General features: G+C 59.9%; 25 protein-coding genes and 2 pseudogenes. 17 read left to right on the top strand and 10 right to left on the bottom strand.

The window, feature by feature from the left end:
- Positions 1-59 precede the first annotated feature (59 nt).
- Genes NLM27_RS08965 through NLM27_RS08955 form a run of 3 tightly spaced genes read left to right on the top strand, consistent with a single transcriptional unit; the run spans position 60 to position 3,513 of the window.
- A complete protein-coding gene (locus NLM27_RS08965) occupies positions 60-1,277 on the top strand; it encodes a methyltransferase domain-containing protein (RefSeq protein ID WP_254142995.1) in 1,218 nt (405 codons plus the stop codon).
- Positions 1,270-2,475, top strand: coding sequence for a class I SAM-dependent methyltransferase (locus tag NLM27_RS08960; RefSeq protein WP_254142994.1), 1,206 nt, complete (start codon positions 1,270-1,272; stop codon positions 2,473-2,475). Before NLM27_RS08965 ends, NLM27_RS08960 begins: the two co-directional genes overlap by 8 nt.
- A 3-nt stretch (positions 2,476-2,478) precedes the next feature.
- Complete coding sequence (locus NLM27_RS08955) at positions 2,479-3,513, top strand: Gfo/Idh/MocA family oxidoreductase (RefSeq protein WP_254142993.1); 1,035 nt, start codon at positions 2,479-2,481, stop codon at positions 3,511-3,513.
- Here NLM27_RS08955 and NLM27_RS08950 read toward each other — a convergent pair.
- Positions 3,503-4,630, bottom strand: coding sequence for a hypothetical protein (locus NLM27_RS08950; RefSeq protein WP_254142992.1), 1,128 nt, complete (start codon positions 4,628-4,630; stop codon positions 3,503-3,505). The genes NLM27_RS08955 and NLM27_RS08950 overlap by 11 nt on opposite strands.
- A gap of 9 nt (positions 4,631-4,639) precedes the next feature.
- On the bottom strand, positions 4,640-5,107 hold the full coding sequence (locus NLM27_RS08945) for a hypothetical protein (RefSeq protein WP_254142991.1): 468 nt from the start codon (positions 5,105-5,107) through the stop codon (positions 4,640-4,642).
- Between the two features lie 227 nt (positions 5,108-5,334).
- Here NLM27_RS08945 and NLM27_RS08940 point away from each other — a divergent pair, with 227 nt between their 5' ends.
- The 3 genes from NLM27_RS08940 (at position 5,335) to NLM27_RS08930 (ending at position 7,251) form a co-directional block, all read left to right on the top strand.
- Positions 5,335-5,835, top strand: a complete 501-nt coding sequence (locus NLM27_RS08940; RefSeq protein WP_254142990.1) for a hypothetical protein — start codon at positions 5,335-5,337, stop codon at positions 5,833-5,835.
- 26 nt (positions 5,836-5,861) lie between these two features.
- A complete protein-coding gene (locus NLM27_RS08935) occupies positions 5,862-6,350 on the top strand; it encodes a hypothetical protein (protein WP_254142989.1) in 489 nt (162 codons plus the stop codon).
- Between the two features lie 139 nt (positions 6,351-6,489).
- Positions 6,490-7,251, top strand: coding sequence for a glycosyltransferase family 2 protein (locus NLM27_RS08930; protein WP_254142988.1), 762 nt, complete (start codon positions 6,490-6,492; stop codon positions 7,249-7,251).
- 645 nt (positions 7,252-7,896) lie between these two features.
- Here NLM27_RS08930 and NLM27_RS08925 read toward each other — a convergent pair.
- Together NLM27_RS08925 and NLM27_RS08920 are read right to left on the bottom strand one after the other, a co-directional pair.
- Positions 7,897-8,340: a hypothetical protein gene (locus NLM27_RS08925; RefSeq protein ID WP_254142987.1), complete on the bottom strand. Its 444-nt coding sequence runs from the start codon at positions 8,338-8,340 to the stop codon at positions 7,897-7,899.
- 6 nt (positions 8,341-8,346) lie between these two features.
- Positions 8,347-8,787, bottom strand: a complete 441-nt coding sequence (locus NLM27_RS08920) for a Panacea domain-containing protein (protein WP_254142986.1) — start codon at positions 8,785-8,787, stop codon at positions 8,347-8,349.
- 645 nt (positions 8,788-9,432) lie between these two features.
- Here NLM27_RS08920 and NLM27_RS08915 point away from each other — a divergent pair.
- From NLM27_RS08915 to NLM27_RS08900, 4 genes are all read left to right on the top strand, one after another.
- Positions 9,433-10,311, top strand: a complete 879-nt coding sequence (locus NLM27_RS08915) for a hypothetical protein (protein ID WP_254142985.1) — start codon at positions 9,433-9,435, stop codon at positions 10,309-10,311.
- Between the two features lie 22 nt (positions 10,312-10,333).
- Positions 10,334-10,798 carry a hypothetical protein gene (locus NLM27_RS08910; protein WP_254142984.1) on the top strand — a complete coding sequence of 155 codons (465 nt, stop codon included), beginning with the start codon at positions 10,334-10,336 and terminating at the stop codon, positions 10,796-10,798.
- A gap of 258 nt (positions 10,799-11,056) precedes the next feature.
- On the top strand, positions 11,057-11,431 hold the full coding sequence (locus tag NLM27_RS08905) for a hypothetical protein (protein ID WP_254142983.1): 375 nt from the start codon (positions 11,057-11,059) through the stop codon (positions 11,429-11,431).
- Between the two features lie 528 nt (positions 11,432-11,959).
- Complete coding sequence (locus NLM27_RS08900; RefSeq protein ID WP_254142982.1) at positions 11,960-13,096, top strand: hypothetical protein; 1,137 nt, start codon at positions 11,960-11,962, stop codon at positions 13,094-13,096.
- Between the two features lie 183 nt (positions 13,097-13,279).
- On the opposite strand, the gene NLM27_RS08895 is transcribed toward NLM27_RS08900, so the two are convergent.
- The 3 genes from NLM27_RS08895 to NLM27_RS08885 form a co-directional block, all read right to left on the bottom strand.
- The gene (locus tag NLM27_RS08895) at positions 13,280-14,035 is read right to left on the bottom strand and encodes a class I SAM-dependent methyltransferase (protein ID WP_254142981.1); all 756 of its coding nucleotides are present in this window, start codon (positions 14,033-14,035) and stop codon (positions 13,280-13,282) included.
- A 353-nt stretch (positions 14,036-14,388) separates the two neighbouring features.
- Positions 14,389-14,553, bottom strand: coding sequence for a hypothetical protein (locus tag NLM27_RS08890; protein WP_254142980.1), 165 nt, complete (start codon positions 14,551-14,553; stop codon positions 14,389-14,391).
- 554 nt (positions 14,554-15,107) lie between these two features.
- Positions 15,108-15,536 (bottom strand): hypothetical protein, encoded by a 429-nt coding sequence (locus NLM27_RS08885; protein WP_254149060.1) that lies wholly within the window; start codon positions 15,534-15,536, stop codon positions 15,108-15,110.
- 330 nt (positions 15,537-15,866) lie between these two features.
- Here NLM27_RS08885 and NLM27_RS08880 point away from each other — a divergent pair, with 330 nt between their 5' ends.
- From NLM27_RS08880 to NLM27_RS43965, 3 genes and pseudogenes are all read left to right on the top strand, one after another.
- Complete coding sequence (locus NLM27_RS08880; RefSeq protein ID WP_254142979.1) at positions 15,867-16,457, top strand: DNA ligase; 591 nt, start codon at positions 15,867-15,869, stop codon at positions 16,455-16,457.
- 506 nt (positions 16,458-16,963) lie between these two features.
- Positions 16,964-17,364 (top strand): annotated as a pseudogene (locus NLM27_RS43970) (hypothetical protein).
- 19 nt (positions 17,365-17,383) lie between these two features.
- A pseudogene (locus NLM27_RS43965) lies at positions 17,384-17,619 on the top strand (hypothetical protein); the annotation flags it as partial.
- Positions 17,620-19,350: 1,731 nt separating this feature from the next.
- Here the strand turns inward: NLM27_RS43965 and NLM27_RS08865 are convergent.
- Positions 19,351-19,671, bottom strand: a complete 321-nt coding sequence (locus NLM27_RS08865; RefSeq protein ID WP_254142978.1) for a PQ-loop repeat-containing protein — start codon at positions 19,669-19,671, stop codon at positions 19,351-19,353.
- A 301-nt stretch (positions 19,672-19,972) separates the two neighbouring features.
- On the opposite strand from NLM27_RS08865, the gene NLM27_RS08860 reads away from it, so the two are divergent.
- The 4 genes from NLM27_RS08860 (at position 19,973) to NLM27_RS43770 (ending at position 22,353) form a co-directional block, all read left to right on the top strand.
- Positions 19,973-20,119, top strand: a complete 147-nt coding sequence (locus tag NLM27_RS08860; RefSeq protein WP_254142977.1) for a hypothetical protein — start codon at positions 19,973-19,975, stop codon at positions 20,117-20,119.
- 456 nt (positions 20,120-20,575) lie between these two features.
- A complete protein-coding gene (locus NLM27_RS08855) occupies positions 20,576-20,803 on the top strand; it encodes a hypothetical protein (RefSeq protein WP_254142976.1) in 228 nt (75 codons plus the stop codon).
- A gap of 518 nt (positions 20,804-21,321) precedes the next feature.
- Positions 21,322-22,026 (top strand): hypothetical protein, encoded by a 705-nt coding sequence (locus NLM27_RS08850; protein ID WP_254142975.1) that lies wholly within the window; start codon positions 21,322-21,324, stop codon positions 22,024-22,026.
- A 204-nt stretch (positions 22,027-22,230) separates the two neighbouring features.
- A complete protein-coding gene (locus NLM27_RS43770; RefSeq protein WP_309144740.1) occupies positions 22,231-22,353 on the top strand; it encodes a hypothetical protein in 123 nt (40 codons plus the stop codon).
- 447 nt (positions 22,354-22,800) lie between these two features.
- Here the strand turns inward: NLM27_RS43770 and NLM27_RS08840 are convergent, their stop codons facing one another.
- Together NLM27_RS08840 and NLM27_RS08835 are read right to left on the bottom strand one after the other, a co-directional pair.
- On the bottom strand, positions 22,801-22,998 hold the full coding sequence (locus NLM27_RS08840) for a hypothetical protein (protein ID WP_254142974.1): 198 nt from the start codon (positions 22,996-22,998) through the stop codon (positions 22,801-22,803).
- Positions 22,999-24,026: 1,028 nt separating this feature from the next.
- The gene (locus NLM27_RS08835) at positions 24,027-24,248 is read right to left on the bottom strand and encodes a hypothetical protein (protein WP_254142973.1); all 222 of its coding nucleotides are present in this window, start codon (positions 24,246-24,248) and stop codon (positions 24,027-24,029) included.
- Positions 24,249-24,916: the final 668 nt, after the last annotated feature.

Here is a 24,916-nt window from a genome sequence, read left to right as displayed (position 1 = left end):
GTAGCCCCCGGGTTCACTGAAAATCGCCCGCCGGACCAGCCCCCACGCGAGATTAACCCGTGACCGACCATTGCCGCCTTTGCCATTCGACCAACCTGCGACCGGTCATCGACCTCGGGCAGATGCCGATTGCACATCGGCTTCGGCATAGCCGAAACGAGCAGGAGGAACGGTATCCGTTCGAGGTGCTGGCATGCGGCGAGTGCGGCCTGCCGCAGATCGTCAAGCCGATCGACCCAGACATCCTGTATCGGCAGTTCAATTACAATTTCAGCAGCTGGAAGCCGGAACCGCATCAGGCGGACGAACTCGACACCATCGCGAAATTCTCGCAGCATCAGTCGGTGTTCGAGATTGGATGCAACGACGGCCTGTTCATGGACAAGCTGCGCGAACGCGGCGCGAAGGTCTTGGTTGGCGTGGAGCCCAACCCCGTGTCGGGCAAGATCGCCGGCGAACGCGGCATCAAGGTCTATTCCGATATGATCAGCCCGGCGCTGTGTCACGACGCGGTCGCCGCGGCCGGCAAGTTCGACCTCGTCGTCTCGCGCCAGGTGCTGGAGCACATCGTCGACTTCGAGAATTTCTTCGACTGCGTGAAGATCGCGCTGCGCGACAACGGGCTGCTGTTCATCGACGTGCCTGATTTCGCTCCCGGCTCGACGGCCGGAGACCTCTCCGTTCTCTGGGAGGAGCACGTCAGCTATTTCACCGAACCGACCCTGCTCACGCTGCTGGCGCGCCATGGCTTCGAGGCGGTGTCCGTGAAGAAGTACAATTTCAGCGGCGGCAGCCTTGCCATCGCAGCCCGCCGTGCCGCGCGCGACGTGACGCCGCCGCCCGCACCATCCGGCATCGGCGAGAAATTCGGTCAGCGCGCGAGGGAGTACGGCGCGCGCCTCCGCCCGATCCTCGCCAAGGCCCGGGCGGGCGGCGCCGAGATCGCCATCTACGGCGCCGGCTGCCGCGCCTGCACCTTCACCAATGCTCACGAGCTGGCGGATCTCGTCGACCTCTCGGTCGACGACCAGAAGGAGCGCCAGGGGCTGTTCCTGCCCGGCACCGGCATTCCGATCCGCTCGCCCGAGGACCTCGCCGGCAACTCGGATCCGCTGATCTGTCTTCTGGCCGTGAACCAGGAGAACGAAGCCAAGGTCAGCAGCCGGCTGCGCGAAAGCGTGAAGCGGCCGCTGCACATCGTTTCGATCTTCGCGCCCTCCGACATCTGGAGCGAGCTCGATCGCCTCGAGGCGGCCGCAGAGTCGCGGCATGGCTGAGGACAAGCTCTTCAACTATTACGAACGTCAGGACGTCCTGCCGACGTTCGGGAATTTCAAGTCGTCCGCCGAACTCGGAGCCTATGCCGGCCAGCGGCGCGAGCTTTTTGCGGACAAGCTGGTGCTCCCGCCGCCGCTGTTCCGCGATGCCGAGGTGCTCGAGTTCGGTCCTGATTCCGGCGAGAATGCCCTGGTGTTTGCCGGCTGGGGCGCGAACATGACGCTCGCCGAGCCGAACCGGCACGCGCACGAAAAAATTCAGGCCTACTTCGCGCATTTTGGCCTGACTGCGCGTCTACGCGAACTCGCGTTGTCCGATGTCGAAGGATTTCGCAGCGATCGTCGTTTCGACATCATCGATGCCGAAGGATTCATCTACACGGTGCAGCCGAGCGAAAAATGGCTCGGCATCTTTCACCGGTTGCTCAATCCGGACGGATATGCCGTCGTTTCCTACTATGAACGTTACGGCGGCTTCTTCGAGCTCGCGCTCAAGGCGATCCATGCGGCCGGCAAGGCGTTGACGGGCCGCCCCGCGCTGGAGATGGCGAAGATGCTGTTCGAAGCGAAATGGAACAGCATTCCGCACACCCGCAGCTTCGATTCCTGGCTGATGGACGTGCTCGAAAATCCCTTCGTCCGGCACCGGTACTTCCTCGACGCCGGCGCCTTGTGCACGGCGGCGCATGAGCAGGGGTTCGACATCCATTCGGCGTGGCCGGCCTACCGCGACAGCCTGGATGTCTACTGGCACAAGAAGGTCCTGTCCGGTGACGAGAAGCTGCGGCGGGCGGCGCGCCATCTCGGCCGCAGCCGTCTGAGCTTCCTCGGCGGACGGAAGCTCTATCTGGTCGGCAGCAGCGAAGCCGTCGACGCGATCTCGGCATCGATCGAAGCGCTGGTACTCGATGTCAATAGCATGATCGACGATCCCTTCGGCGACTGCCTGCCGCGGGTGATCTCCAGTCTCGCGCTATTGCGCGAAACGATCCGGACGACGGACATTCTGGCCGACGATGCTGCCGATATCGACGCCATCATTGCGACCCTCGACAGTTTCCATCGCATCTTCGGCGCAATCGGGCGGCGGGATGCATCCGCCGTCACCGCCCTCACCCAATCCGACCCGGCATTCATCAACACCTGGGGTCAGCCGGCGCATTTCCTCGCCATCCGGAAGCGCTTCGAGGGATCGTAGCCAGTGAGGCCAGGCATTGGCATCATCGGGACGGGCATGGTCGGCCAGATGTGCCACCTCGCCAATTTCGCTGCCAATCCCGCCTGCCGCGTCGTCGCGATTGCCGATCTACGGCCCGATCTGGCAGCCGCCGCGGCGCAGAAATTCGGCATCTCGCGGGTCTACGGCACGCATCGGGAACTGCTGGCGGACAGCGAGGTCTCCGCCGTCGTCGTCGTGACGAAGCGTCGCGCCACCGGGCCGATCGTCCTCGATGCATTGAACAGCGGCCGGCACGTGCTGTCGGAGAAGCCGATGGCCTACACTGCGGTTCAGGCCAAGACGCTGGTCGAAGCTGCGCAGCAACAGGGCATCATTTACAGTATCGGTTACATGAAGCGTCACGACGCCGGCGTGGCACGCGCGCTGGTGGAGCTATCGCGCATTCGTGCAGACCAGTCGCTCGGCCGGATCGTCGGCGCGCGCGGCTGGTGCTTCGGCGGCAGCACCGGCGGATCGCGCGACACTTTCGTCATGACCGGCGAGGCCCGGCCGGACGGACTGGTGCTCTGGCAGGATGGTCCCGACTGGATGCCGAGCGCGATGCGACCCGGCTACGACAATTTTCTGAACGTCTTCAGCCATATCATCAATCTGGCGCGTTACGTGCTCGGATCTGCGCCAAACCTCACCGAGAGCAGCGTCGAGACCTCCGGAGCCGCACGCCTGATCCTCGACTTCGACGGCGTCTCGTGCACGCTGGACCTGGTGAACGGATCCGAAGGGGCTTGGCGCGAAGGGCTGACGATCAATTTCGAGCGCGGTGCTCTGACCATCGAATTGCCCGCCCCCTTTGCCGAAGAGGAGGCAGAGGTCATCCTCGAGCACGATGGACAACCGACGCGGCTGGTGCGTGAAAGCAGCTGGGCATTTCGACGCCAGGCCGACGCCTTTGTCTCTGATATGGTCGAACGCCGGTTACCCCTGGCCTCCGGCGCGGACTCGGTGATCGACATCGTGCTTGCAGAGGCAGCCTGGAAGCGGCGAGCTAGCGGCTAGGCGCGGCGTCCTTCCTTGCGCCGTCGAGCGGCGTGACGCCAGCGATCGGCCCTACCTTGATCGTGACGTGTGCAAGTTGAGCCAGAAACTCTGCAACGTCACAGCGCGCGAGAAACCGGCACGCGTAGTACTTGCGCACCAAGGTCTGGTTCGGCGCGGCTCCAGGGCCCGGCTGGAGCGAGATCGTCGCCTGCGAGCCCGACGGATCGAAATGATGGAAAGCACTTCCCGTAGCCGTCCGCGCTTCCTCCATTTCCTGGAGGATGGAGGGTCGCTCGGCAATCAGACTAAAACCGAAGAAGGGCTGATTGCCCCAGGCAAGGCGCAGCATGCCGGTGACCTCGGCGAGGCCGAATGGCACAAACCGTGACGGGGGATTGTAGAAGCCGTCATCAAGCGCATAGACCGTCGCAGGGGGCTGGACCCGGCCGGCGAGGTCGCGCGTGAGAGCCTCTTGCTTCAGCATTCTTGCCTGCAAGAAGACGTAGTCGGTCCACAGCATGCCGATCGACAGGATCGTCCCCAAACCGAACACGGCCGCAAAGGCAACGCCGGCGCTGACCCAACGTTCGGCCTGACGCTTGAACGCGAGAAGCGTCAATGCCGACGGCAGGCCGAACATCAGCAAATGACGGCTCTCGTAAAAATGAGTAGAGGAAGGCAGCAGGCCTGAGATCAGATAGGGCGACGACAATGCGAGGAACAGAACCGCGGCGAGCAGGAGCGGCAAGGCCCTCGCGCTTCTTGACGCAGTCGGCTCCGCACCGGGACGGAGCAGCAGCACGACAATGCCGACGAGGATCGCGGCCGCGATGAAGGGCGCCGGCGCCTGTATCGCCGCCCGGACCGCGTGGGCCAGGACGTCGCTGTAGCCGGTGACGACGAACGCCCCCCATCCCTTCACCAATTCGCCGAGCGTCGGGAAATGGGCGTTGTAGTGCTGCGCGTACACGCCGATCCGCTTGAACCAGATACTGAGCGTGCCCCAGTAGACCAGCGGAAGCACCACCAATTCCGGATAGCTCAAAACGCAGCGCCAGGCTGCAAGCCACGCGCGGCGCACGAACCCATGGGCGGCGCCCGCGCCGCGCCACACCGCGACGAACAGACCGAGCATCACGAAAGCTTAGAGCACGATCGTCGAGTTGAGCGCGAAGCTCAGAAGGAACACGAGCGCACAGGCCAGGCGAAAGCAGCGCGCGACGCAGACCGCGCCGAAGGCGAGCGTCAGCAGCCATGCAGCCACGAACGAAAGCCCAAAGCTGAAGACATACACCGCGTTGGCCTTGCCCGCCCAAAGCTGATAGCCGGGATAGGTCCAGACGATCACCGCAAGGCCGAGCGCTTCGGCGCGATCGAGCAAGCCGAGCCGCGTCGCCGTCAGCACCAGACACGTCGCGCCGAAGAGAATTCCGGCAAACGCGAGCGACACCATCACGGCAACCGGCGCGCCCGTCCAGTTCGCGAACGCGTCGTAACTGTAGAAAATCGGATGGCCGGCGCCGTTCAGCAGGAAATCAATGTCGATGAAATAGTCCGGACGTGGCTTGAGCACCAGCCAGTCGTCCATGAAGAGGCCGTCGTTGAGGGGCATGGGCGCATGCGCAACCAGCAACGTCACGAGGAGAACGGCTATCGCGCGCAGCGACGGGGATAAGCTCAGACGGGAGAGGACCGGCATCGCCGAAGAATTCGCACGCCCACGTAACCGCCGCAAGAGCGGGATGACAGCCTCTCCCTTGACCGGAAAAAAACGACCTCCTATAGACTTTTTACTCTGGCTGGCCTGAGAGGCGTCCGGGACGAATTTCTGTAATGAACATGCTACCGGGCCCGGCGCAAGCCGCTGCGATTTGTCTCAGCATCGCGTTGCCATTGCTATTGCTGGGCTATGCGCGCATCGCGGCCACTGGCGGGTCCGGCCGCCGCTTTCGGCTGGGCTGCATCAGCGTCGTCGTTCTTTTTGCGATCGCCTGCATCGCGCTCCCCGGTCAACGCCGTCTCGACGACGTGCTCGGCGGTCTCTTCTTGTTGGCGACAGCGATGATGTTTTGCTACATCCTGTTCAGCCTGCTGGCTTGGGGCTTCACGCTGACGTTGCTCACGGCACTGGTCAAGGCCGGACGCCCTCTCACCTTAGAGCAATGGGCTGCGGCCTACATGCAGGGCGGCGATCTCGGCACGTTCACGCACAATCGTCTGAAACTCCTGATTGGCTCGGGGTTGGTGGTGACGGCAGACGGCAGGTTGGCGCCGACACCCAAGGGGGTGGCGGTTGCGCATCTCGTCAAGCTGGTTCGTCTGTCGACGGGCCTTGGGTGAGCAGCACCATGTCTTACCTTGTCGGATTGATCGCCGTCGTCGCCTTCGCCGTGCTGTCGCCTGCCCTGCAACTCATGGCCCGCGCTTTCGCGTGGTCGCTTTCATCCGTAATGCTGCTCGCGATCGCCGCGGTCGTCGCGCATGGTTTCGGGGTGGTGCTCGGCATTCTCGTCGTTCCGCAGTTCCACTACTGGGACGCCGCGTCGATTTTCGGATTTTGCGTCATGGCCTATGTTTTCGCCTTTGGCGCAGTCTACAAATCGGTGTCGCTGGACATCCTGCTCGGCCTTATGGGCCGGCCGGAACGAAAAGCCCCACTTTCGGAGATCATCGAGCAGCAGGTTCCAAATCTGTTCCAGGGACGAACCAAGACTCTGGTTGACGGCGGCCTGGTCGAACAGGTCGGCACGCTCTATGCGGCGACCGCGGCAGGCCGGAACATGGCGAGCCGCATCGGGCGGCTGCGCCACGTCTTTGGCATTGGCGATACTAGCCTCTACGATTTTTCCGATTAGTTGCGCGAATTACACACTCGCCGGCTTCGTGTCGATTATGGGGACTACTAGCGAGCCTCTTATTGTTCTCTCCGCTCGGATCACCTAGAGTTGTGACCGGGGTTCCAACAGCAAGTGTGACAGTAGCGGCGGGCGTGCGATGACACCTTCCAGGGCAGCAAAAAAGCTTACCATCGTCATCCCTGCACTGAACGAGCAGGACAAGATCGCCGATACCATCGACGGCGTGCTCCCGCTCGCCCGCGAATTGCTCGACGATTTCGAGATCTTCCTGATCGACGACGGCAGCACGGACGCCACCGGCGCGATCATGGACGAGTTCGCGGCCGGCGAACCGCGCATCGTCGTGCATCACAACCCCGAACGGCGGGGTGTCGGTGCCGGCTTCGAATATGCCCTGTCGCGCGCGAAGTTCGATGCCATCACCCTCATTCCAGGCGACCACGCCTTTCAAAATGAAGGCATCGCCAGGATGTTCAAGGCGGCAGGTGCCGCCGATATCGTCATCACCTATCGCGACAACCAGTCGGACCGCTCGGTCAACCGCTCGCTCCAATCGCATACGCTGCGGTTCATCCTGAACTGCCTGTTCGGCTTCTGGCTTTCCGACTACCACAGCATGATCGTCTACCCCGTGAAATGGCTGCGCCAGATCGCGGTCAAGGCCGACGGCTACGGCTATCAGATCTGTGCGTTGATCTCGCTGCTTCAGCTCGGCCTCACCCACGTCCAGGTGCCGGTCAGCCTGAACGCGGAGCTCAAGGGGTCGTCCCGTGCCCTGCGGCTGCGCACCTATTTCGAGCTCGGGGGGACCATCCTCTCGCTGCTCCGCGGCGTTCCCATCCGCAACGTCGATCTCAGCCAGGTCCCCGCCAACGCCGAACGCTCCCCGGCGCGCTAGGCGGGCCCCCCGCGAACGCAGGAGCTGGCTCGGCCGCGCCGATTGCGATTCGCAAAACGGGGGTGCTCGTCCCTATTCCATCAGCATCTGATGTAAGTGATTGATTTTACTGGCAGGAGTGGCAGGGCTCGAACCTGCGACCCCCGGTTTTGGAGTTCGGCAACCGGCGTCCGCTCCTGTCATGTTCAATCCCGGGAAGGCTTGATTTATCCAGCGTTTCCTCGATTGCGGTCCCAAGCATTCCCGCCCTAATCCTTCGCGTTGGGTAGCAAAATGGTAGCAACCGGTGGCTCGGCGTGCTGCTGGGCCGTTCGCCCTGTCTATGGGCAGTCGCACGGGGAGCCCGGCGGCGTCATCGCTCGTGGCTGCTCCGATCTCAAGCGGATGAAGTGCCCCTGAGATGTGCCCGAAAGACGCGACGGGCGCTGGACATCGAGCCTCGTCAGCGGAGCTTCGAGCCCACCCCTAAGTTGGGGCACCGCGCAGACGCAATTTAGGACAATCTAGGTGGAACCCGAAGCCGGGCGAGTGCTTGACGCAGCGCCTAGCCTCGACAACTAGGCACTGCAATATTCCCCGACGAGGCCCCAGCCGCCGCCCGGCTCAGGCCTTTCTCGTGGATACCCGCAGAGGGGAATTGGGACACTAGGTATTTTTCTTCAGGCTCGGACAAACTTGATGGTCTGGATCCCACCAAAGAACGCGCAAAATGGCAACGTCCTTGACGCCCCATACGCGCGTTGGGCCGGTCATCCGGACAGAAAACAGAACTTCAACGTGCGTCATCTTCAAACTAGATAGCCTGTCGCGCGCCTCTTTACACAACTGATCGAGATCGACGGAATGTGACCCAGAGGGTCCATCTATTTCCGCCCAAGTCATGCTTTCGTAGTCGTGCAGCTTGGGGATTACAGCGCGCGCCAGATCACTGGTCAATATCTTTGACCAGCCAAATGGACCGTCCCAATCGATTTGATCGAAGCGCCAACAAAACTTTTTAGCAGCAATGATTGCTGCTAGCTGACCATCGCGGGGGACCTTATTGGGCCCCGCAATATTGAAAGCCTTGCGGGGCTGCTTTTTTCCCATGCGCTATTACGCCGCGGGCGGAAGGGATTCATAATACGCCGCCATAGCCTCTTGCGTGATTTCGCGCTGACACGATGCCCCGGACGGGAGATCGCCACGAGCATCCTTCCAAGGAGACTCTGCGTGCGTGAGATCGCTCAGCCACTGAGGTGACTTGTCGCCATAGTAGCTCAGTACGCCATCAATAGTTTCTTTGGCGTCCTTGTCGAGCTTATCAGGGTCGCCGTACTTGATGTCCGAGACCATGAATTGCCCGCGATGCTGCGCGTACAAATCGGGGCACACTGGCCCGTTCGCCCAAGCCTCAATACGTTCGTTGAACATCGGACGCCCGTCCCAAACCAAGGACCAAGCCTGAGAGTAATAGACGAGCTTCTGGAGCTTCCACGCCGAAACGGTACCCTGTTTTTTCAGGATGTACTTGGCGACGTCACAAACATGGCTCATGGCGTCCTCCTTTTCCGACTCGAACGTACTTGTCTCACTTGGCTGCCATAACACGCCTAATAAGTAGTTAAACGTGGCTGATTTGCAACACCTGTTGTAAATCATCTAGCTTATGCTTACCCCTGAATTACCTTGCCGTTTAATGCGCACGGGGCGGTTCGGCTCCAGCGGGAGCACCGCATCAATCAAGCCCCCAATCGTCCAGACGTGATCCGCGGCACCTAAGGCGACCGCAGGCGTGCGCCGACGCCTCTGGACGCGCCAGGGTTAAAGAGCGCTAGGGCCCTCTCCATCGGGACCGACCAACCGCCCGCAAACGGTGGCTGCTGCAACAAAGGAGACGCCCGCCAGCGTGAATCGGCGGGCTCGCAGCAGATCACATGTCCTTTTCCAACGCCCGGAGTTGCTTGGCCGCCATGGCACCGAGATCCGCGCCCGCAATGACCAGACGCTTACTGAGTGCATGCAGATCGCCCGCCAACGCTGTAGTGCCTACTCAGGCCGGCAAGCCTGTAGGCAGGAGTTTCCAAGCTCCGCTCACCAGTTCAACTGATTTGGTTAAGATCCGCCCCTTTGGGGGCGCTTCGGCGCGCCTGGGGTTGCTCTCGACCGCTGGTTGCGGTTGGATCACCGCGGAGGAGAGCAATGACGACCGAAAAACCACAACTTGCCACCGAGGCACCCAACATCACACTCGCTGAATTTTTCGAAAGTGTCCCGCCTAACACCCGCACGACGATTGCCGATCTCTATCTCATCGGCCATCGCTCAAATCCATCTAGTGGACCTGTGTACACGTTCGATCTGCCCGGCATTCTCATCCACTGCACAGACGACATATGCAACGGGCCAAGGATTCACAGGGCAGTGAGCGATGGGTCTGTCACTATTACTGGCGGCATCAGCCATCGATTCCTAGAATTCCTCTGTTCGAATTGTCGAAGGCAGCGGAAGATGTTCGCCGTGCGGTTGTTCGCGATCGGCACCGAGAAGCACGGTCAAGTCACGAAACTTGGGGAATTTCCGCCATACGGCCCCACAACGCCGACTCGGCTTCTGAAGCTGCTCGGTGATGAGCGAGAGGTATTTCTGCGAGGAAGACGATGCGAAAATCAGGGTCTCGGCATCGGAGCCTTCAGCTATTATAGACGTGTTGTCGAGAACCAAAAGAATCGGATCATCGATGAGATCCTCAAAGCCTCCGTAACTCTCTCGGTAACCAAAGAAACCGTGGACCTCTTGGAGCGGGCCAAAAACGAAACTCAATTCAGTAACTCGGTTAGCCTTGTCAAAGACGCAATCCCGCAGGGCCTTCTTATCAAGGGCCATAATCCAATCACGCTTTTGCACACAGCGCTCAGTGATGGCTTGCATGCTCGCTCAGATGAAGACTGCCTCGAGATCGCGCACGACATCCGTGTCGTACTAGCCGAGCTGGCGGAAAAACTCAGCGAGGTTATGAAGGACGAGGCAGAGCTCGATACCGCCGTCTCGCGATTGCTTAAGCCAAGAGATACCAAATGAATCTCCCCAACGAGGACCCTTCATGATTTCCGAAGCCATGGCAGGCGTAAGCGCACTTAAAACCGCGCTGGATATGACGAAGGCGCTCAAAGACATTAATGATGCCACCATTCGCAATTCGGCGGTGATTGACCTTCAGGAGAAAATCCTAGCGGCGCGCGAGGCGCAAACGGCGCTCCTGGAGCGCATAGGCGAGCTCGAAAAACAATTGGCTGGCTTTGAAAAATGGGAAGCTGAGAAGGAGAATTATCAGCTTACCAAGATTTATGACGACACATTCGCTTACGCGCGTAAGCCGGATGCTGGTGGCACCATTCCACCTCATTACATTTGTGCAAACTGCTATGAAAATCGAAAGAAGTTGATACTGCAGAGATCTGATGCCGCTCATGTAACCTGTTCAGAATGCAACAGTCGACTTCGTTTCGATTCCGATATGGCAAGACGGTTCAATAGACCAATCAAATACGGTCCCGGCTCCCCGTAGCGCCGGTCAAGCAATAAAACTCAACTCCTCGCCGCACCGCTCACCGATAGCTCGCCGGCTTCGACCGCCCGCGCTCGTCGTAACGCTTCCCGCCGATGTGGACTTCGATGCGAAGTCGAAAACCAGCCGCCGCCGCTCACATGAAAAAGCCCGGCGGTTAGGCCGGGCCCTATCCTTTTTGCGCCCCGGGGAAGCCTATCGCGATAGCTCTTCTGCCCGCTCTTCCGCATCGAATTCGGCGCGGTTGGGATGGAGGGCGTGGAAAAGCTCTCCTCGTCGATGGCTTATGGAATCGGCGAGTTCGACGATTTTATAGCCAAGCCTAGAGAACAGGACGGACGTGTCTGCATCAAGTGTATCGGCCACGCGAGCAGTGATATGCCCGTAGTCGACGAGGGATGTAATATCGTCCTCCATGGCACGCGATCAGCTTCGGTCATGGGGTATTGCCATTGCGGCCACCACGTCGCGCTGAGCGCCGATCGCTGGCGGGACGACGTTCGACTGTCCGACATCGAGCCACGTTTCGTCTGTGATGGATGCGGCCACCGCGGCGCTGAGGTTCGCCCCGACTTCGACCGTGGTGATGGACGACTTGCCATCATGGGCCACCGGACCAGCACGCGGGAATAGCGATCAACTCAGATCGAAGTCAGAGGTGCAATCCGATGATAAACCGGATGGCTAAAAACGCGCCTCCGGCGACAATAGCCGTCGAACCAATCGCGAAAACGACTCTCCAAGTCTCGTCCAATGTTCGCCTCGTACAGAATCGCCCCCCGTGGGGACCCCAGCATCGGGCCGGGGGGCATAATGATGCTGGGGCCTCCGGACAGGCTTTGGCCGCAAGTGCCGCCACCGCCGACCACAATTCAGCCGTGTTGCCCCGGTTCCGCTCTCGCCTTCGATTTCTCGCGGCCCTGTGTCCGGACTGCGACACCTGCGTCTCGCCTAGCGCTCAAGGCGTCTTGGCTCAGTCAACAGACGCTACAGATCCGCGGCGATCTCGATGATTAGCTGCGGCAGGTTGCTGATGCTATGGGTGCGCGGGCGCCGCTTGGCTGTAACGCAAAGTATAGGTTGAAATGTGTTAGGGTTTGGAGGCCGGCCTGGGAGTCGATGCAATGAAGTGGAGTGACTTCGTTAGTGCCACACACTGCCATGCCGTTTGGTTATAGATTAGTTGGCGCAGTCTTGCTCTTGGCTGGCAATGCCGCATCGGCCGCCGAGTTGCAGGTAAATGGATTTCCTACCGACGCCGAGTTCTTTCCGATTGGCGTTTGGAGCCAATCGCCCGCTCGTGCTGCCGGTTACAAGGCGATCGGGATCAATACGTTCGTTGGATTGTACGGGGGCCCCACCGAGGCACAACTCGCCGCGTTGGCGCAACAGGACATGCTCGCTGTTGCCGAGCAGAATGACGTCGGGCTGAACTCCCCTAATCGACACGTCATCAAGGCATGGATGCAGGGCGACGAGCCAGACAATGCACAACCCCTTCCATTATTAGGATGGCATGTAACCTGTATCCCAGCAAACAAAGTTGCTCGCCGGACCCGAGAGATGAAGAGCCGCGACGGAACGCGACCGGTGATGATCAACTTTGGACAGGGTGTGACCAATGAATTCTGGCGTGGCCGCGGTTTATGCAATGGCGACCAAGGCTACTACAATGTCGCGATGCAAGGTGCCGATATCGTCTCGTACGACATTTATCCCATTGGCTCCGAGACCCCACAGGTCAAAGGTAAGCTGGAATATGTTGCGCGCGGTGTCAGCAATCTGGTGAAGCGCGCCTCCCCAGGTCAAAGTATATGGATGGCGCTTGAGACGACGGCACTAGATCCAACTCGTCGGCCGACAGCGGCGGAAGTTCGGGCGGAGGTCTGGATGGCATTGATTCATGGCGCAACGGGAATTTTTTATTTTGTGCATGAGTTTAAGCCGACTTTCCGGGAAGACGCCATCTTCCGTTACCCCGACATCGTGGACGAGGTCACGAGAACGAACCAATTGATCAAGTCTCTCTCGCCAGCGTTGAGGAGTCCAAGCGTTTCCGGGGCTATATCCGTGAGCTCGCAGGTCCCGATCGCAACCATGGTGAAGGTGTATAAAGATACAACGTATATTTTTGCCGTAGCGATGCAGAACGCTCCGACGACAGCACGGATCACGGTCAATGACGTTCACCAGTCCAGTGCTCGCGTTATCGGCGAGGCTCGGAACATATCCATCTCGCAAGGTTCATTCGAAGACCAATTTCAAGGCTACGGCGTACATCTTTATCAAATACCATAGCATGCCATTACTTCCTCAGGATCTCGCGAAGGTCGGCGGGGCGCGCTCAACCATAGTGGAACACGAGCCAAAAGAGGAAGGCGGTGACTGCTATCAGGGTGAAGGCGACGGTCGGGCCCTGCACTCGGTCGCTGATGGGCGGGCCTTGCGCTTGGCCCCGGGGTTCATCTCTCAGCCTTGCTCTCATTGGGGTTGCCGCTTCCATAGCGATGTGACCAGATTGCTCGCCGACGTCCAAGCTGTCGACGGGTGCTCAACGCGGAACACGGCCTCCGCAGGACGGTTGAACGGAGGCAGATTGATATACACGCCAGACCCGAACATGTTTCGGATCTGTGACCCACGCGGCTTGTCTAGATTTGGCGCCATCAACCGATGGTCTGCTGGGACGTGCTCAGTGATCAAGACATAGCGCGCCGAGGACTTCTCGATGTTGGCCAAGGCGAGCGCAATGTCGGCATTCGACAAGTGCTGGAAGACCTCGCGGATCGTAATCAGGTCTGCGGGCGGAAGCGGATCGACGCAGAGGTCGAGGCGTCGAAATTCGACGTTCTTGAACGCGCTGTGCCGCACCTTGTTTACGCCGATGATGACATCCGAGATGTCGGTGGCGATGTAGCTCTCGACGCAGTCGCAGATCTGGCTTCCGATGCTGAAATCGCCGCAGCCGCCATCCAGGACGGTGCGTACGCCTTTCTCTTTCGCAAATCGCTTCACGAAGTCGATGTAGGCCGCCGCGTGCGGGCCGCTCGAACCGTAGCCGGAAAGCTTGTCGGGGCCGCCCCACATGTTGTCCCGATAGATCGTATCGAAAACTTCGGTGCGGCTCAGATTACGCAGCCTCTTCTCTCGGACCCAGATTTTGGTTCGCCACCAGGTCCGGTACGCGGGGGCGGGGAGGACGCGTTTAAGCAATGGCTTTAGGTAAATGCCCATCATTAAATCCTCCGAGATTTAATCGTTCGGGCGAGCCAAGCAACTGTTTTAAAAGCAAATTCTGGGCATAGGCCCACGCAAAGTATCAATTGCAATGTTGAAGCAGCGAGCACAACAACTGGCGGAAAGCCATCCGGTGATCTGTGGCCATTGTCGTCGCGGCGCAGGCGGGAACCTTGCGATAGATCAACAGATGGTTCGCCGCATTGAGCAGCCGTGGGGGCGGCAAGGGTCGGTTTATTGGGTTAAGAGTCTGCGCGTCTACCAGCCACATGCGATTGAGATATACGCCCCGCTGCCCGACAAGGGCGGTGGGGCTTTTTTTGCGTTTCAGGGCAAGCGAAAGGCGGTTCCTGTCAGCCCGTCCTTCGCGTCACGCGCGTGGCTAACTCCAGAAGGCGCTCAATTTCAAGAGCCTCGGCCCATTTCAGACGCGCGAGCTTTTCGTGCTCCTTCGCCTCGCAAATGAGCTGATCTGCTTTCGCGCGGTCGTTAAGAATTCGCTGTCCCTGCTCCTCCAAGACTTTACCTCCCCAAGGTTCTTCGGGCGTCCTCCGTGTGGTGCCAGCGCAATCTCCTCCTTGCTCAGGCCAGAAAAGAGGCGTTTCCAAGCCTCTCTGAAGGCCGTTTTGGCAGCGTCGAAGCTCTCGGCTGCCATTGGGAGCGGGTACCAGCACGGCTATCGCCCATTCGGGGGCGGTTTGGTTGAACCATGGCCCTCTTGGGAACAATGGTTGGGGCTACGGCGGAGGTGATGGCAGCCCGAACGGCAACTCTGACAAGGATCGCTGAGCGCTGATCGAAGAGGCGTCGACGATCATCCTTGGCTAAGCCGTAAGCTGAGCGACGGAAAGCGCTTGGAGGGAAGAGTATACGGGCTACTTGTTCGGGCCTGACGGGGACATTGTGCAACGCGTAAGGCTGATCTGCGCGAGCGAGGAAGCCGCGAAGCAACGAGCTCAGCAATTGGCGGCAAGCCATGCGGTTGAGCTGTGGCACGACGCGCGGAAGATCGCGAGATATCCAGCGCGCCTACTAAGACAGCCACTCCCACTTGTGGATGGAGCGACGGGTTTTAGTCGTGCCCCTTCTTTTCCTTCTCATCTCCGCCGCTGCCAACGCCCGAGGAGATCTTGTTGCCGCCGCCCTGCCCAGATCGCGAGCCGCCATCGCCGGAATGTGCGACCTTCGATCCCTTTCCGCCGGCAGCGCCCGGGCCACCTCCACCGGAGCCGCCCCCTCCTCCTCCGCCGCCTGACGAATGTTCTTTGTTCGAGTGCTCCTTGGTCGAGCCATCCCGATCATTGTCGAAGACCGAACCAGTACGCCCGCCACCGCCACCGCCGCCACTCCCTTCGGCGGGGCGTCCGCCAGAATGTGCGATGGCTGTTGATGTCAATGATGTCGATAACAGCAGGGTCATCGCTGGCGGGGTTACGGCAGCAAACCTACCGCACGTCTTCAAGAACTCTCGGCGATCGTCTTTTTCTTCTATCTTAGACATGTTGCTTCCCCTTCGAGACCAAGAGCATATTTAAATTAAATCGCATTAAATAAATTTACACTTGTTAATTTGTTCCACGAAAAGTCGCGTCTTTCACCGATGGGGACCGGGCATCTGTGGTGACCACAAAAGGGCGGCCTCAGCCGGGCAGCGGCTGAGGCCGTTGGGGGGTCTGCTCCGGTTCAGGGGGCGGGTGACACCGGAGCAAAGATCTAATTCGCGCGATTGCCACTTGTTACCAACGCGTAAAGTTCTCGACCTGGCCACCGCCGCCAAGCAAGTCCCTTCAGGCCTGACTGGATCCACGAAGTAAAGCATGACGGCTACCGGATGCTGGTCGTCCGGGAGAATGAGCGCGTGCGCCTCCTCTCTCGCAACGGTACGGACTGGACGAAGCGCTATTCTTGGATCGCTGAAGCGGCGCTTAAGAACCGGCAGAAACGCTTCGTTGTCGACGGCGAGGCGATCATCCTCGGGGTCGACGGCATCTCTGATTTCAATGCCCTGCACAGCCGCAAGCATGACCACGAGCTCCAGCTCTACGCCTTCGATATCCTCGCCATGGGCGGCTATGATTTGCGGTCCCTGCCACTCCACCTGCGCAAAGCAAATCTGCAGCAGTTGTTGGCGCGCCGGCCGGACGGGATCAGTGTGGCACGTTTCGAGCGGGGCGAGATGGGGCCGGAACTGTTTCTGGCCGCATGCCGCATGCCTGGAGGGTCTAGTCTCCAAGCACCGCGATCGGCCGTATCGTGGCGGCCGGCAAAAGCACTGGGTCAAGGTGAAGAACCGGCTGCATCCCGCGATGGGAAGAGAGTTATGAAAATTGGTCCGTTCGAGCTAATTAATGTACAGATAGTCCAAGTATTCCTTGCGAATCCGGCCAGGATTGAGAAAAGCATGCAATGCGCGCCTAATTAGGCCGCGCCGAACGGCCTCAGCATCCGAGCCAGCCCCGGAAAGTGCTTGAGGCCGTTTTGCTATTTCCTGTCACGAACTTGTGGCACAGCCATTGCTAGGGTAGCGCCAACTGGGATTTCAGCGCTCAGTTTGAGAATGAAACGCTGCCGGGACAGGCATTTCGAGCCCGGCAGCGTTCTATTTTGAGACGAGTGGGACAGCCACTCAGCGGTACACTTCGGGCATTCAGAACGCTGTAGAGCTTGGCCAGCAAAAGACTGCCCTTGTCGCCCAACAGGCCAGCCTGACCAGCCCTCGCATGACGAGAAGCCGGATCAGGCGCATTCGCCGTCCGTCGCGCACCAGATCGACGGCGCCGCGAAGGCTCGCCGCTGATCCATTTGCCGATCAAGCGATCCCAAGGCTGGGCTCATCGTCAACGTCCGGTCTTGCGGCCATCGTGCTTGCCCTCCACGTCGGTCAGAGCTCGGCGTCGCCATCAGACGCTCCATGCGGACGGCTAGAGCATGGGCACAAAGTCGCGAGAGGTCATCTGGGCGGGCCGGATCATGGGTGCAAATCCACGCACAGGGTGGCCGAGAGCGCGCCCAGGAAGCCATTCGCGAGGGCGATCGGGCGGAGGCCGAAGCTTGATCCGTCCGCATGGAGGCTACGGCGGCCCTGCCCAGCCCTCCCAGACGATCGGCCAATGCCTCCACGGCGGCCTTCCTTGGCTGGAGGTCGAGTGCGCACCCGATGTAAAACGCGGGCCAGTCTGCCGCTTGACGCCATCCGCCGGCCTCGCGATACGCCGCTCTGGAAATTGGAAGCGTCCCTTAAGTACCGGTCATGCCGCACCACCCGCTACGCGCCGCCCGCCAGGATGATCAAGCTAACAGAGACGAGGCAGATCACGCCCTATAAATAGGTCCACCCCAGCGGGAGCGTTGGAATCATGCCCCAGTTCGCCGCGCAACAGCCGATCCGAGGCGGCGGCCCGCCAGCTCGTCGAGCTCGCGGCAAGTATCGAGCCGGTTCAGGACGGCCGCATTTACATCGAGAAAATCAATGCGCCGTTTCTCTATACCTTGAAGGGTAGCGGCCCGGAGTTCGGCGCCGGGGTTCGGTCGAGCGCGGCTGGATGGAGCTGCACGAGAGCGGGACCTATGTGCGGCTGAAGACGACGGAAAGAATCTGTTCGTGCAGAACGCCAAATGAGGGGTCTCAGTTCATCTTTTGGCGTACCTTTCTGATGATCTCCCCGAGGTCGGCGGCGTACTCGTCGATGACGGCACGCCCCGTCCCCGACTTGCTTTCTTACCCTCGGTCTGTTTGTCGCTCGGCAGGGTCTCCTGTTGCCGGCGCGCGTATGGGAGCGATTTCCGGACCTCCGCATTCAGGCTGGGGGCTACCACCCTAGCCTGGACGTTATTCTGCCTCCGCAGATCCTATTAAAATAGGCGATTTCAGAGCGCCTCGTCATAGCGAATTTGCCCCAATCCTACGCACCGGGGCATTTGAGTCTGTCCACACCCACGAGCGGCAGTAGCCTTTGGCGAGATGCGCGAGATGGGACTGGGCGGCGTCCCGGTCTATTGCCATTGCGGGCATCACGTTGCGCTGAGCGCTGATCGGTGGTCGGATGATGTTCGATTGTCCGATATCGAGCCACGTTTCGTGTGTGACGGATGCGGCAACCGCGGCGCTGAGGTTCGCCCCGACTTCGACCGTGGTGATGGACGAGTTGCCATCATGGGCCACCGGACCAGCGCGCGGGAGTAGCGATCAATTCAGATCGAAGTCAGAGGTGCAATCCAATGATAAAACGGACGGCAAAGAAGGAGCCGGCCGCGACAACAGCCGTCGCACCAACGCGAAAACTACTCTCCAAGTCTCCAATGTTCGCCTCGCACAGAACGCCCCCCGTGGCGGCCCCAGCATCGGGCCGGGGGGCGTGATGATGCTGGGGCCTCCGGACAGGCTCTTGCCTCGTGGGACTGAGGCCGTCACCAGCAACACAAGCAGATCTCCGACTCGCTGTTCCTTGATTGCCGAATATTCCCGGATGTGTGCCCAAATTCACACAAATAAGAGAAAGGCCGCAGGCGCCGGTCTGGAACGGCTCCCGCGGCTCCGCACGATCGGCGTGGCACCCAAATGCTAACACGGGCGCCTCCCCTCTATCGCGCGTTTCTCTAAAACGGCAGCATAAGAACCGGCGAGGCTCGAACTATTTTCCGGCAATACGATCAGGTTTTGCATGTCGCTGCAGGTCATTCTGTGGAAGGTTGGTCGAGGGACGCCGGCGAGGACGTTGGCCCACGACCTGGAGCGCCGGGTCGGCGGCGCGGGACACGAGATATCCGACGCCCTCAAGGACTTCATCGAGGCGCAGCTCGGTCGTAAGATCGGCGTGGAGCGGCCTTTCCACTGCACAGTTGATGGTTGGCCGCGGGGAACGCTGCCGACCCAGGAACATTGTGGCTTTTGCCAACTTTACCCGACGCCCTTGGGCGTCGCCCAAGGGCAAGCCTCAAGGCCCCGGCTCATCCCCCATTTGGGGCTGGGGCCTTTTTGATGACCCTCAAATCTCAGCGTTCTGTCCGCAAATAAGGACTGAACTCGGGCGTCGGCTGCAAATCCGGAGCGGCATTCAAGGAGAGTGATGCTGCACCTCGCGGATACCGGGATGGTGTTTTCGAGTTTCCGAATATGTGCCAGATAGATGCGCTTAACACGAGCGAAACGGCGACTAGGATCAAAAGGTCGCGGACCATGATGTCCTCCCTTTTCGCTGATCAAATAGAGGAATAGCCCAAACGTTCCTAGGTGGGCCATTTGCCGTCAGCCGGAGATGGCAAACGTGCGGTAGGACGTGCCGCCGCGGCGTTCGACGTTTCCAGAATCGGATCTCTCATGAGTGAAGCTGGCGCGCGTGCGTGGTGCAAATCTGGTTACGGAACCGCCGCGCAAGCACCACGATAATCGCGAGGGCGATCATGTTCACGAGCTGCGTAATCGCGAACACCACATCGCCTATGGTGATCGAATGACCGAGAAAGAGCGCCGACGATAACATCCACAGCGCGTAGGCGCGCGCGCTGATTCCGGCGGAGCATTGCTCACTCCAGAGGCGCCAAATCTGAGGGACGTATGCGCCAATGACGAGCCCTGTCCCAAAATAGCCGATGAGGAAGGAGTGCTGTTGCGAAAGCCACGTATGCAACGTGTTCATGATTGCCTCTTCAAACAGGAGGAAGAAGCCACCGACTTATACAGCCCTCGGAAGAGCATTGCGAATGCGCTTTTCGCAGAACCTCAATGAGGGTTGTGCAGCTCAGTCGCGGTCCCGTGATCGATTCAGCTCCAAGGCTTTGCTTTGGCTCGCGGCTGACAGCCAGCGATTTGCTGCACTAAAGCAGTGCGCGCGGTCGACGGCGCGTCGAGCTCTGTCAGAGGTAGAGCAGTCGTTTTGGTAGTCGGATGGTCGCCGGTTCAGGTCCGGCTGCAGACTCCTCGCTCTGAAGTTCTCGCGATTGACCCGCAGCCCGTCGCCTGCCGTCGCCGGTCCGGCCGAGGATGCAAGCGCCGCCTCTGAGGGAACTCCTCAAAAAGAAAACATCAGCCTGATCACCAAGACCGTCGAAAAGGCGCCCAGGGCCATGACAGCAATTTTGAAGTGAAGATCATTATCCGACAGCGCCGTCAGCCCTCGCCCACTGGGAAGAACCCAGTGGCTCTTGGAGAAAACCACCGGGCCGATCCGCCGATCAAGACCATTCCAATGGCTGTCAGGCTGGATTAATGGCGCTGGCGCGTCTGTTCGAATCCCGACAAGCCCTATCGGTCTAGCCGTACGTGTGGCCGACAAGCCACGTTACAGGAAACGCGCGGCGAGCTGTCTACATCCCAAAATCCGCCAGCCCGTTCAACTTCGTCCGGCACAAAATACTCCAGCCCGCCGGGGGACGAGCTGGAGCAAAGTCTTAGCAACAGGCGCCTTGCGAAGGATGAGCGCAAGACTGACGTAGAAACTCTTCTCGGTCGCTCAGTTCCCAAAGCCATTCGACATATTTGACCGGCATATCAACGTTCTAATCTATTGATTGGTGATCAGCTCTGGAGCATGGCAGCGCGCAATGACAGAACAAGAAAACGACGACCGACGCGAGTTTCTGAAGGCCTGCGGTAAGTTCGCTGTCGTCACTCCGCCGGCTATGGCGGCCTTGCTTTCGACGTCCCTTACCAGCACGGCTATCGCCCATTCGGGCGGCGGTTTGGTGAACCATGGTCCTCGCGGCAACAATGGCTGGGGCAACGGCGGAGGTGATGGCAGCCCGAACGGAAAACCCGACAAGTATCGCTGAGCGCTGCTCGACCGACGATCATCCTTGGCTTGGCCGTAAGCCGAGCGACGGGAAGGCGCTTCGATGGAAGAGTATACGGCCTACTTGTTCGGGCCTGACGGGCATATTGTGCAACGCGTCAGGCTGTTTTGCGCGAACGAGGAAGCCGCTAAGCAACGAGCCCAGCTATTTACAGAAAGCCACACCGTTGAGCTGTGGCAGGAGTCGCGGAAGATCGCGAGATATCCAGCGCGCCTCAACTAACAAGGTCACTCCCCCAAGTCTCTGCGGATGGGAGTGAGGGCCTTCAGTCGCGCCCCTTCTTTTCCTTCTCATCTCCGCCGCCGCTAAAGTCCGAGGAGGTCTTGTTACCGCCGCCCTGTCCAGACCGCGACCCGTCACCGCCGGAATGTGCGACCTTCGACCCCTTTCCGCCGGCCGCGCCCGGCCCACCTCCGCCGGAGCCGCCCCTCCTCGTCCTGACGAATGCTCTTTTTCTCCGCCCGAGGAATGCTCTTTGTTCGAGAACGCGACCGGTGATGATCAACTTTGGACAGGGTGTGACCAATGAATTCTGGCGCGGCCGCGGTTTATGCAATGACGACCAAGGCTACCACGATGTCGCGATGCAAGGTGCCGATATCGTCTCGTACGACGTTTATCCCGTCGGCTCCAAGACCCCACAGGTCAAAGGTAAGCTGGAATATGTTGCGCGCGGTGTCAGCAATCTGGCGAAGCGCGCTTCCCCAGGTCAAAGTATATGGATGGCGCTTGAGACGACGGCACTAGATCCAACTCGTCGGCCGACAGCGGCGGAAGTTCGGGCGGAGGTCTGGATGGCATTGATTCACGGCGCGACGGGAATTTTTTATTTTGTGCATGAGTTTAAGCCGACTTTCCGGGAAGACGCCATCTTCCGTTACCCCGATATCGTGGATGAGGTCACGAGAACGAACCAATTGATCAAGTCTCTCTCGCCAGCGTTGACGAGTCCAAGCGTTTCCGGGGCCATATCCGTGAGCTCGCAGGTCCCGATCGCAACCGTGGTGAAGGTGTATAAAGATACAACGTATATTTTTGCCGTAGCGATGCAGAACGCTCCGACGACAGCACGGATCACGGTCAATGAGGTTCACCAGTCCAGTGCTCGCGTGATCGGCGAGGCTCGGAACATATCCATCTCGCAAGGTTCATTCGAAGACCAATTTGAAGGGTACGGCGTGCATCTTTATCAAATACCGTAGCACGCATTACTTGCGGAGGTCGGCTGCGTATTCCTCAATGATCTGACGCGCCGCATTCCTCGCGATGGGGCGGCGATGATCTCCGGTCCCTGCCCCTTCACATGCGGAAGACGAATCTCGAGCAGCTACTGGCGCGGCGTCCTGACGGGATCAGCGTGGCTCCCTTCGAGCGAGGCAAGATCGGTCCGGACCTTTTTCAGCCGCATGTCGATGGGGCTGGAGGGCCTGGTCTCCAAGGACCGCGATCGGCCGTATCGTGGTGGCCGACAGAAGCATTGGATCAAGGTGAAGAACCGCAGCCATCCGGCCATGGAGCGCGAGCTGTGACGGAGGAAGGCAAGCCAACAGGCTGGCAGCCCCCAGGGCGAAAGCGATCATTTCATCCGCTGTCCCATCTGCGGCGAGATGCTTGACATGCGAAAGCTCGGCGAGGTGATAGAACATCTGCATGGTCAAGAAATCGAGGAAGAACCGACACACCACTGATCGGGGAATGTTCATGCCTTGCACGCGATGCGACGACACCCTGTGGGTCTGTGAGAACCACGCCGATCGGCCATGGGATGGCCCTCGTGCCTGCGGCTGCGGCGGGGCTGGCGCGCCGTGCCCAATCTGTAACGCGACCAGCCCCGACGAACTGCCCCTGCTGCCGAAAGGCTTCGAAACCAGCTTCGCATCGACAGGGACGATGCGGCCGTTGCTCAGAGGAAAGCCTAGAAAGCCTTGAGGGCCCGCAAACGTGAACCGACAAGACGTCGCCAACTGAGCGCGGCCTCAATTCATCTTGCGGCGTAGCTTCCTGATGATGTCGCGGGGATCGGCCGCGTACTCCTCGATGATCCAGCGCGCCTCGTCCGATCGCCACGGCTTGGCTTCCTTACCATCGGTTTGTTTGAGCGCTGACCTAACTTCAAGGCAGCCGCCACGGCGCTCTGATAGGAACCCCCATCCTGCCCCGTGTTTGATCTGCATGCGCTTCAGGCGCCAGGCTATCTGTTGTAGCCGGGGCGGCCCCAGCCCTGGGTCCCTGATCCAGGCCTGGGGTCGTTCTTTTTGTAGCCTGGCTGGAGGCTCCGGAACGTGGGTCCTTACGAGCAGCTTGATCTATACATCCGCGAAGAACAGGTGATCTCTCTTGGTTGAAGCCCCAGCCGCCGACCCGACTGGGGCTTTCCTTTGCCAAAGAGGCCGCCCGCGTGAACCAGTGGGCAGACCACCGCTAAATTCCCCGGGTCAAAGAAAAACCCGCCGGCGTGCGAGCCGACGGGTTCTCAATGCCCATGCATACCGCGGTACTCGTCACCAATCCGCGATGCCTTGACTGTACTTATCAGCCGTTGACGATGAGTTACCTCGCCTAGAGTGAACCGGCGGTGTCACAAAGCTGTGGCATGGCCATTGCACAGTCGAAACCAACTGGGATTTCAGCGCTCAGTTTGAGAATGAAAACGCTGCCGGGACATGTATTTCGAGTCCGGCAGCGTTCTATTTTGAGACTAGTGAAACACTCGCCAGCCGCTGTGCGGGCGGCCTGACGATATGTTCGTCGCCTCTTTTTGAACCGGCGTCCTGAGTCCTTCGGCCTGCGGCATGGGTCTTGATGGCATCGCGCCTCCAAACGGCGCGACGGGCGCATAGTGCTGGACCGTCCAAGGTTTGGGTCAACAGCATGGTCGCGCTGACGGCTGGCGAGTGCCTTGGAGGCGCTATGGTCGCTTGGGAACTGACGAGACTGCATCTCGTTAGAACAAGCCTTGCCTGCGGTAACAAAACTGCAAGGAACTGACTTGGCCTCAGCCGTCCAGACAGCGGCTGAGGCCTTTTCGTTGAGGCCTCTAGACTCCCTTGTTGAACTTTACGGCGCTTAGCCCTCGATGGGAGCACGCGAAGCTGAAGGGAGCGCGCTTGGTATGCTATCGCGGTGGGCAGGATCCATTGAGCTTCCACGCCGCTCCCTGATCGTTCCGGTAGACATGCGCAGGTTTGTTGCGCTGTTTAGATCATTCTGCCGCCTTCAGGCCCTGCTCAGTCGGCTCATAGCGCTGCCCGTGCTTCACTAGCCAGCCGCCTTCAACCATCTTCTGCGCCAATCCGAGCGAGCATGCAGGTTGGCTGCCACCCAGGTGATATACGCCATCCCGACGTTCGACCAGAAAGCCATAGACGCGCGCCAGCCGTAGCGGCTTGAGCATGCCGGGAATGAGAATGACGGAGTTGGTCATTGCTCCACAAGCGCGCGCCCTCATGAACGTTCCTGAGCGCAGCCGATGACGGTTCCTATTGAGGGAAACCCCGGCTATCAAAGCGGTGGCCTGCCGGAGAGGCAACGATGCATCGCGCGACCCTATCTGAAGTGAGCCGGTAAGGGCTCTAGGTTGAGCTCCTCGAACATCCTTTGCTGCGTTTCTGTCAGAACGGCCGGTACGACGTCTGCCGTCCAGCCTCCAAGGATAGGGCCATCGGCCAAGCCTTGCACTGCGGGCATGGCGGAAGGTAGCCACATGGCAACATAACGCGCCTCCTTTCTCTGTCCTGCTGTCAGCGGAACATCGAAGGTGGCGGGCTCGTTCCAAAGGCTTGCTTTGTGCTATTTGAGGGCAGACGCCGCGCCCTTCGAATGTCGGCTTTGGTCGAGTTGCGTATGAGTCAGGCGCGTCAGGCGCAGTGCTAGTGCGACGGTTTGTCCGCGTTAACTTTTGCAATGGGCGCTTGTAGCCAAAGCCTCTAGCCTTGTTCGTCAACAAGGGTGACGCGATGGGATTGAAGCGCCGCGGTTCATGCTGCATGTCCGGGATCGACATCCCTCGGCGTCGTATTCTCTCGCTGAGGGGTTATCTTCGCCGGGCTCTCTTTGCAAGAGAAACCGCGGGGACCGAGCTCTTCGCGTTGG

The organism is Bradyrhizobium sp. CCGB12 (genome assembly GCF_024199845.1).
GTDB lineage: Bacteria > Pseudomonadota > Alphaproteobacteria > Rhizobiales > Xanthobacteraceae > Bradyrhizobium.
Note: the sequence above shows the minus strand (reverse complement) of the source record. Positions and strands in the feature narration are given on the sequence as shown.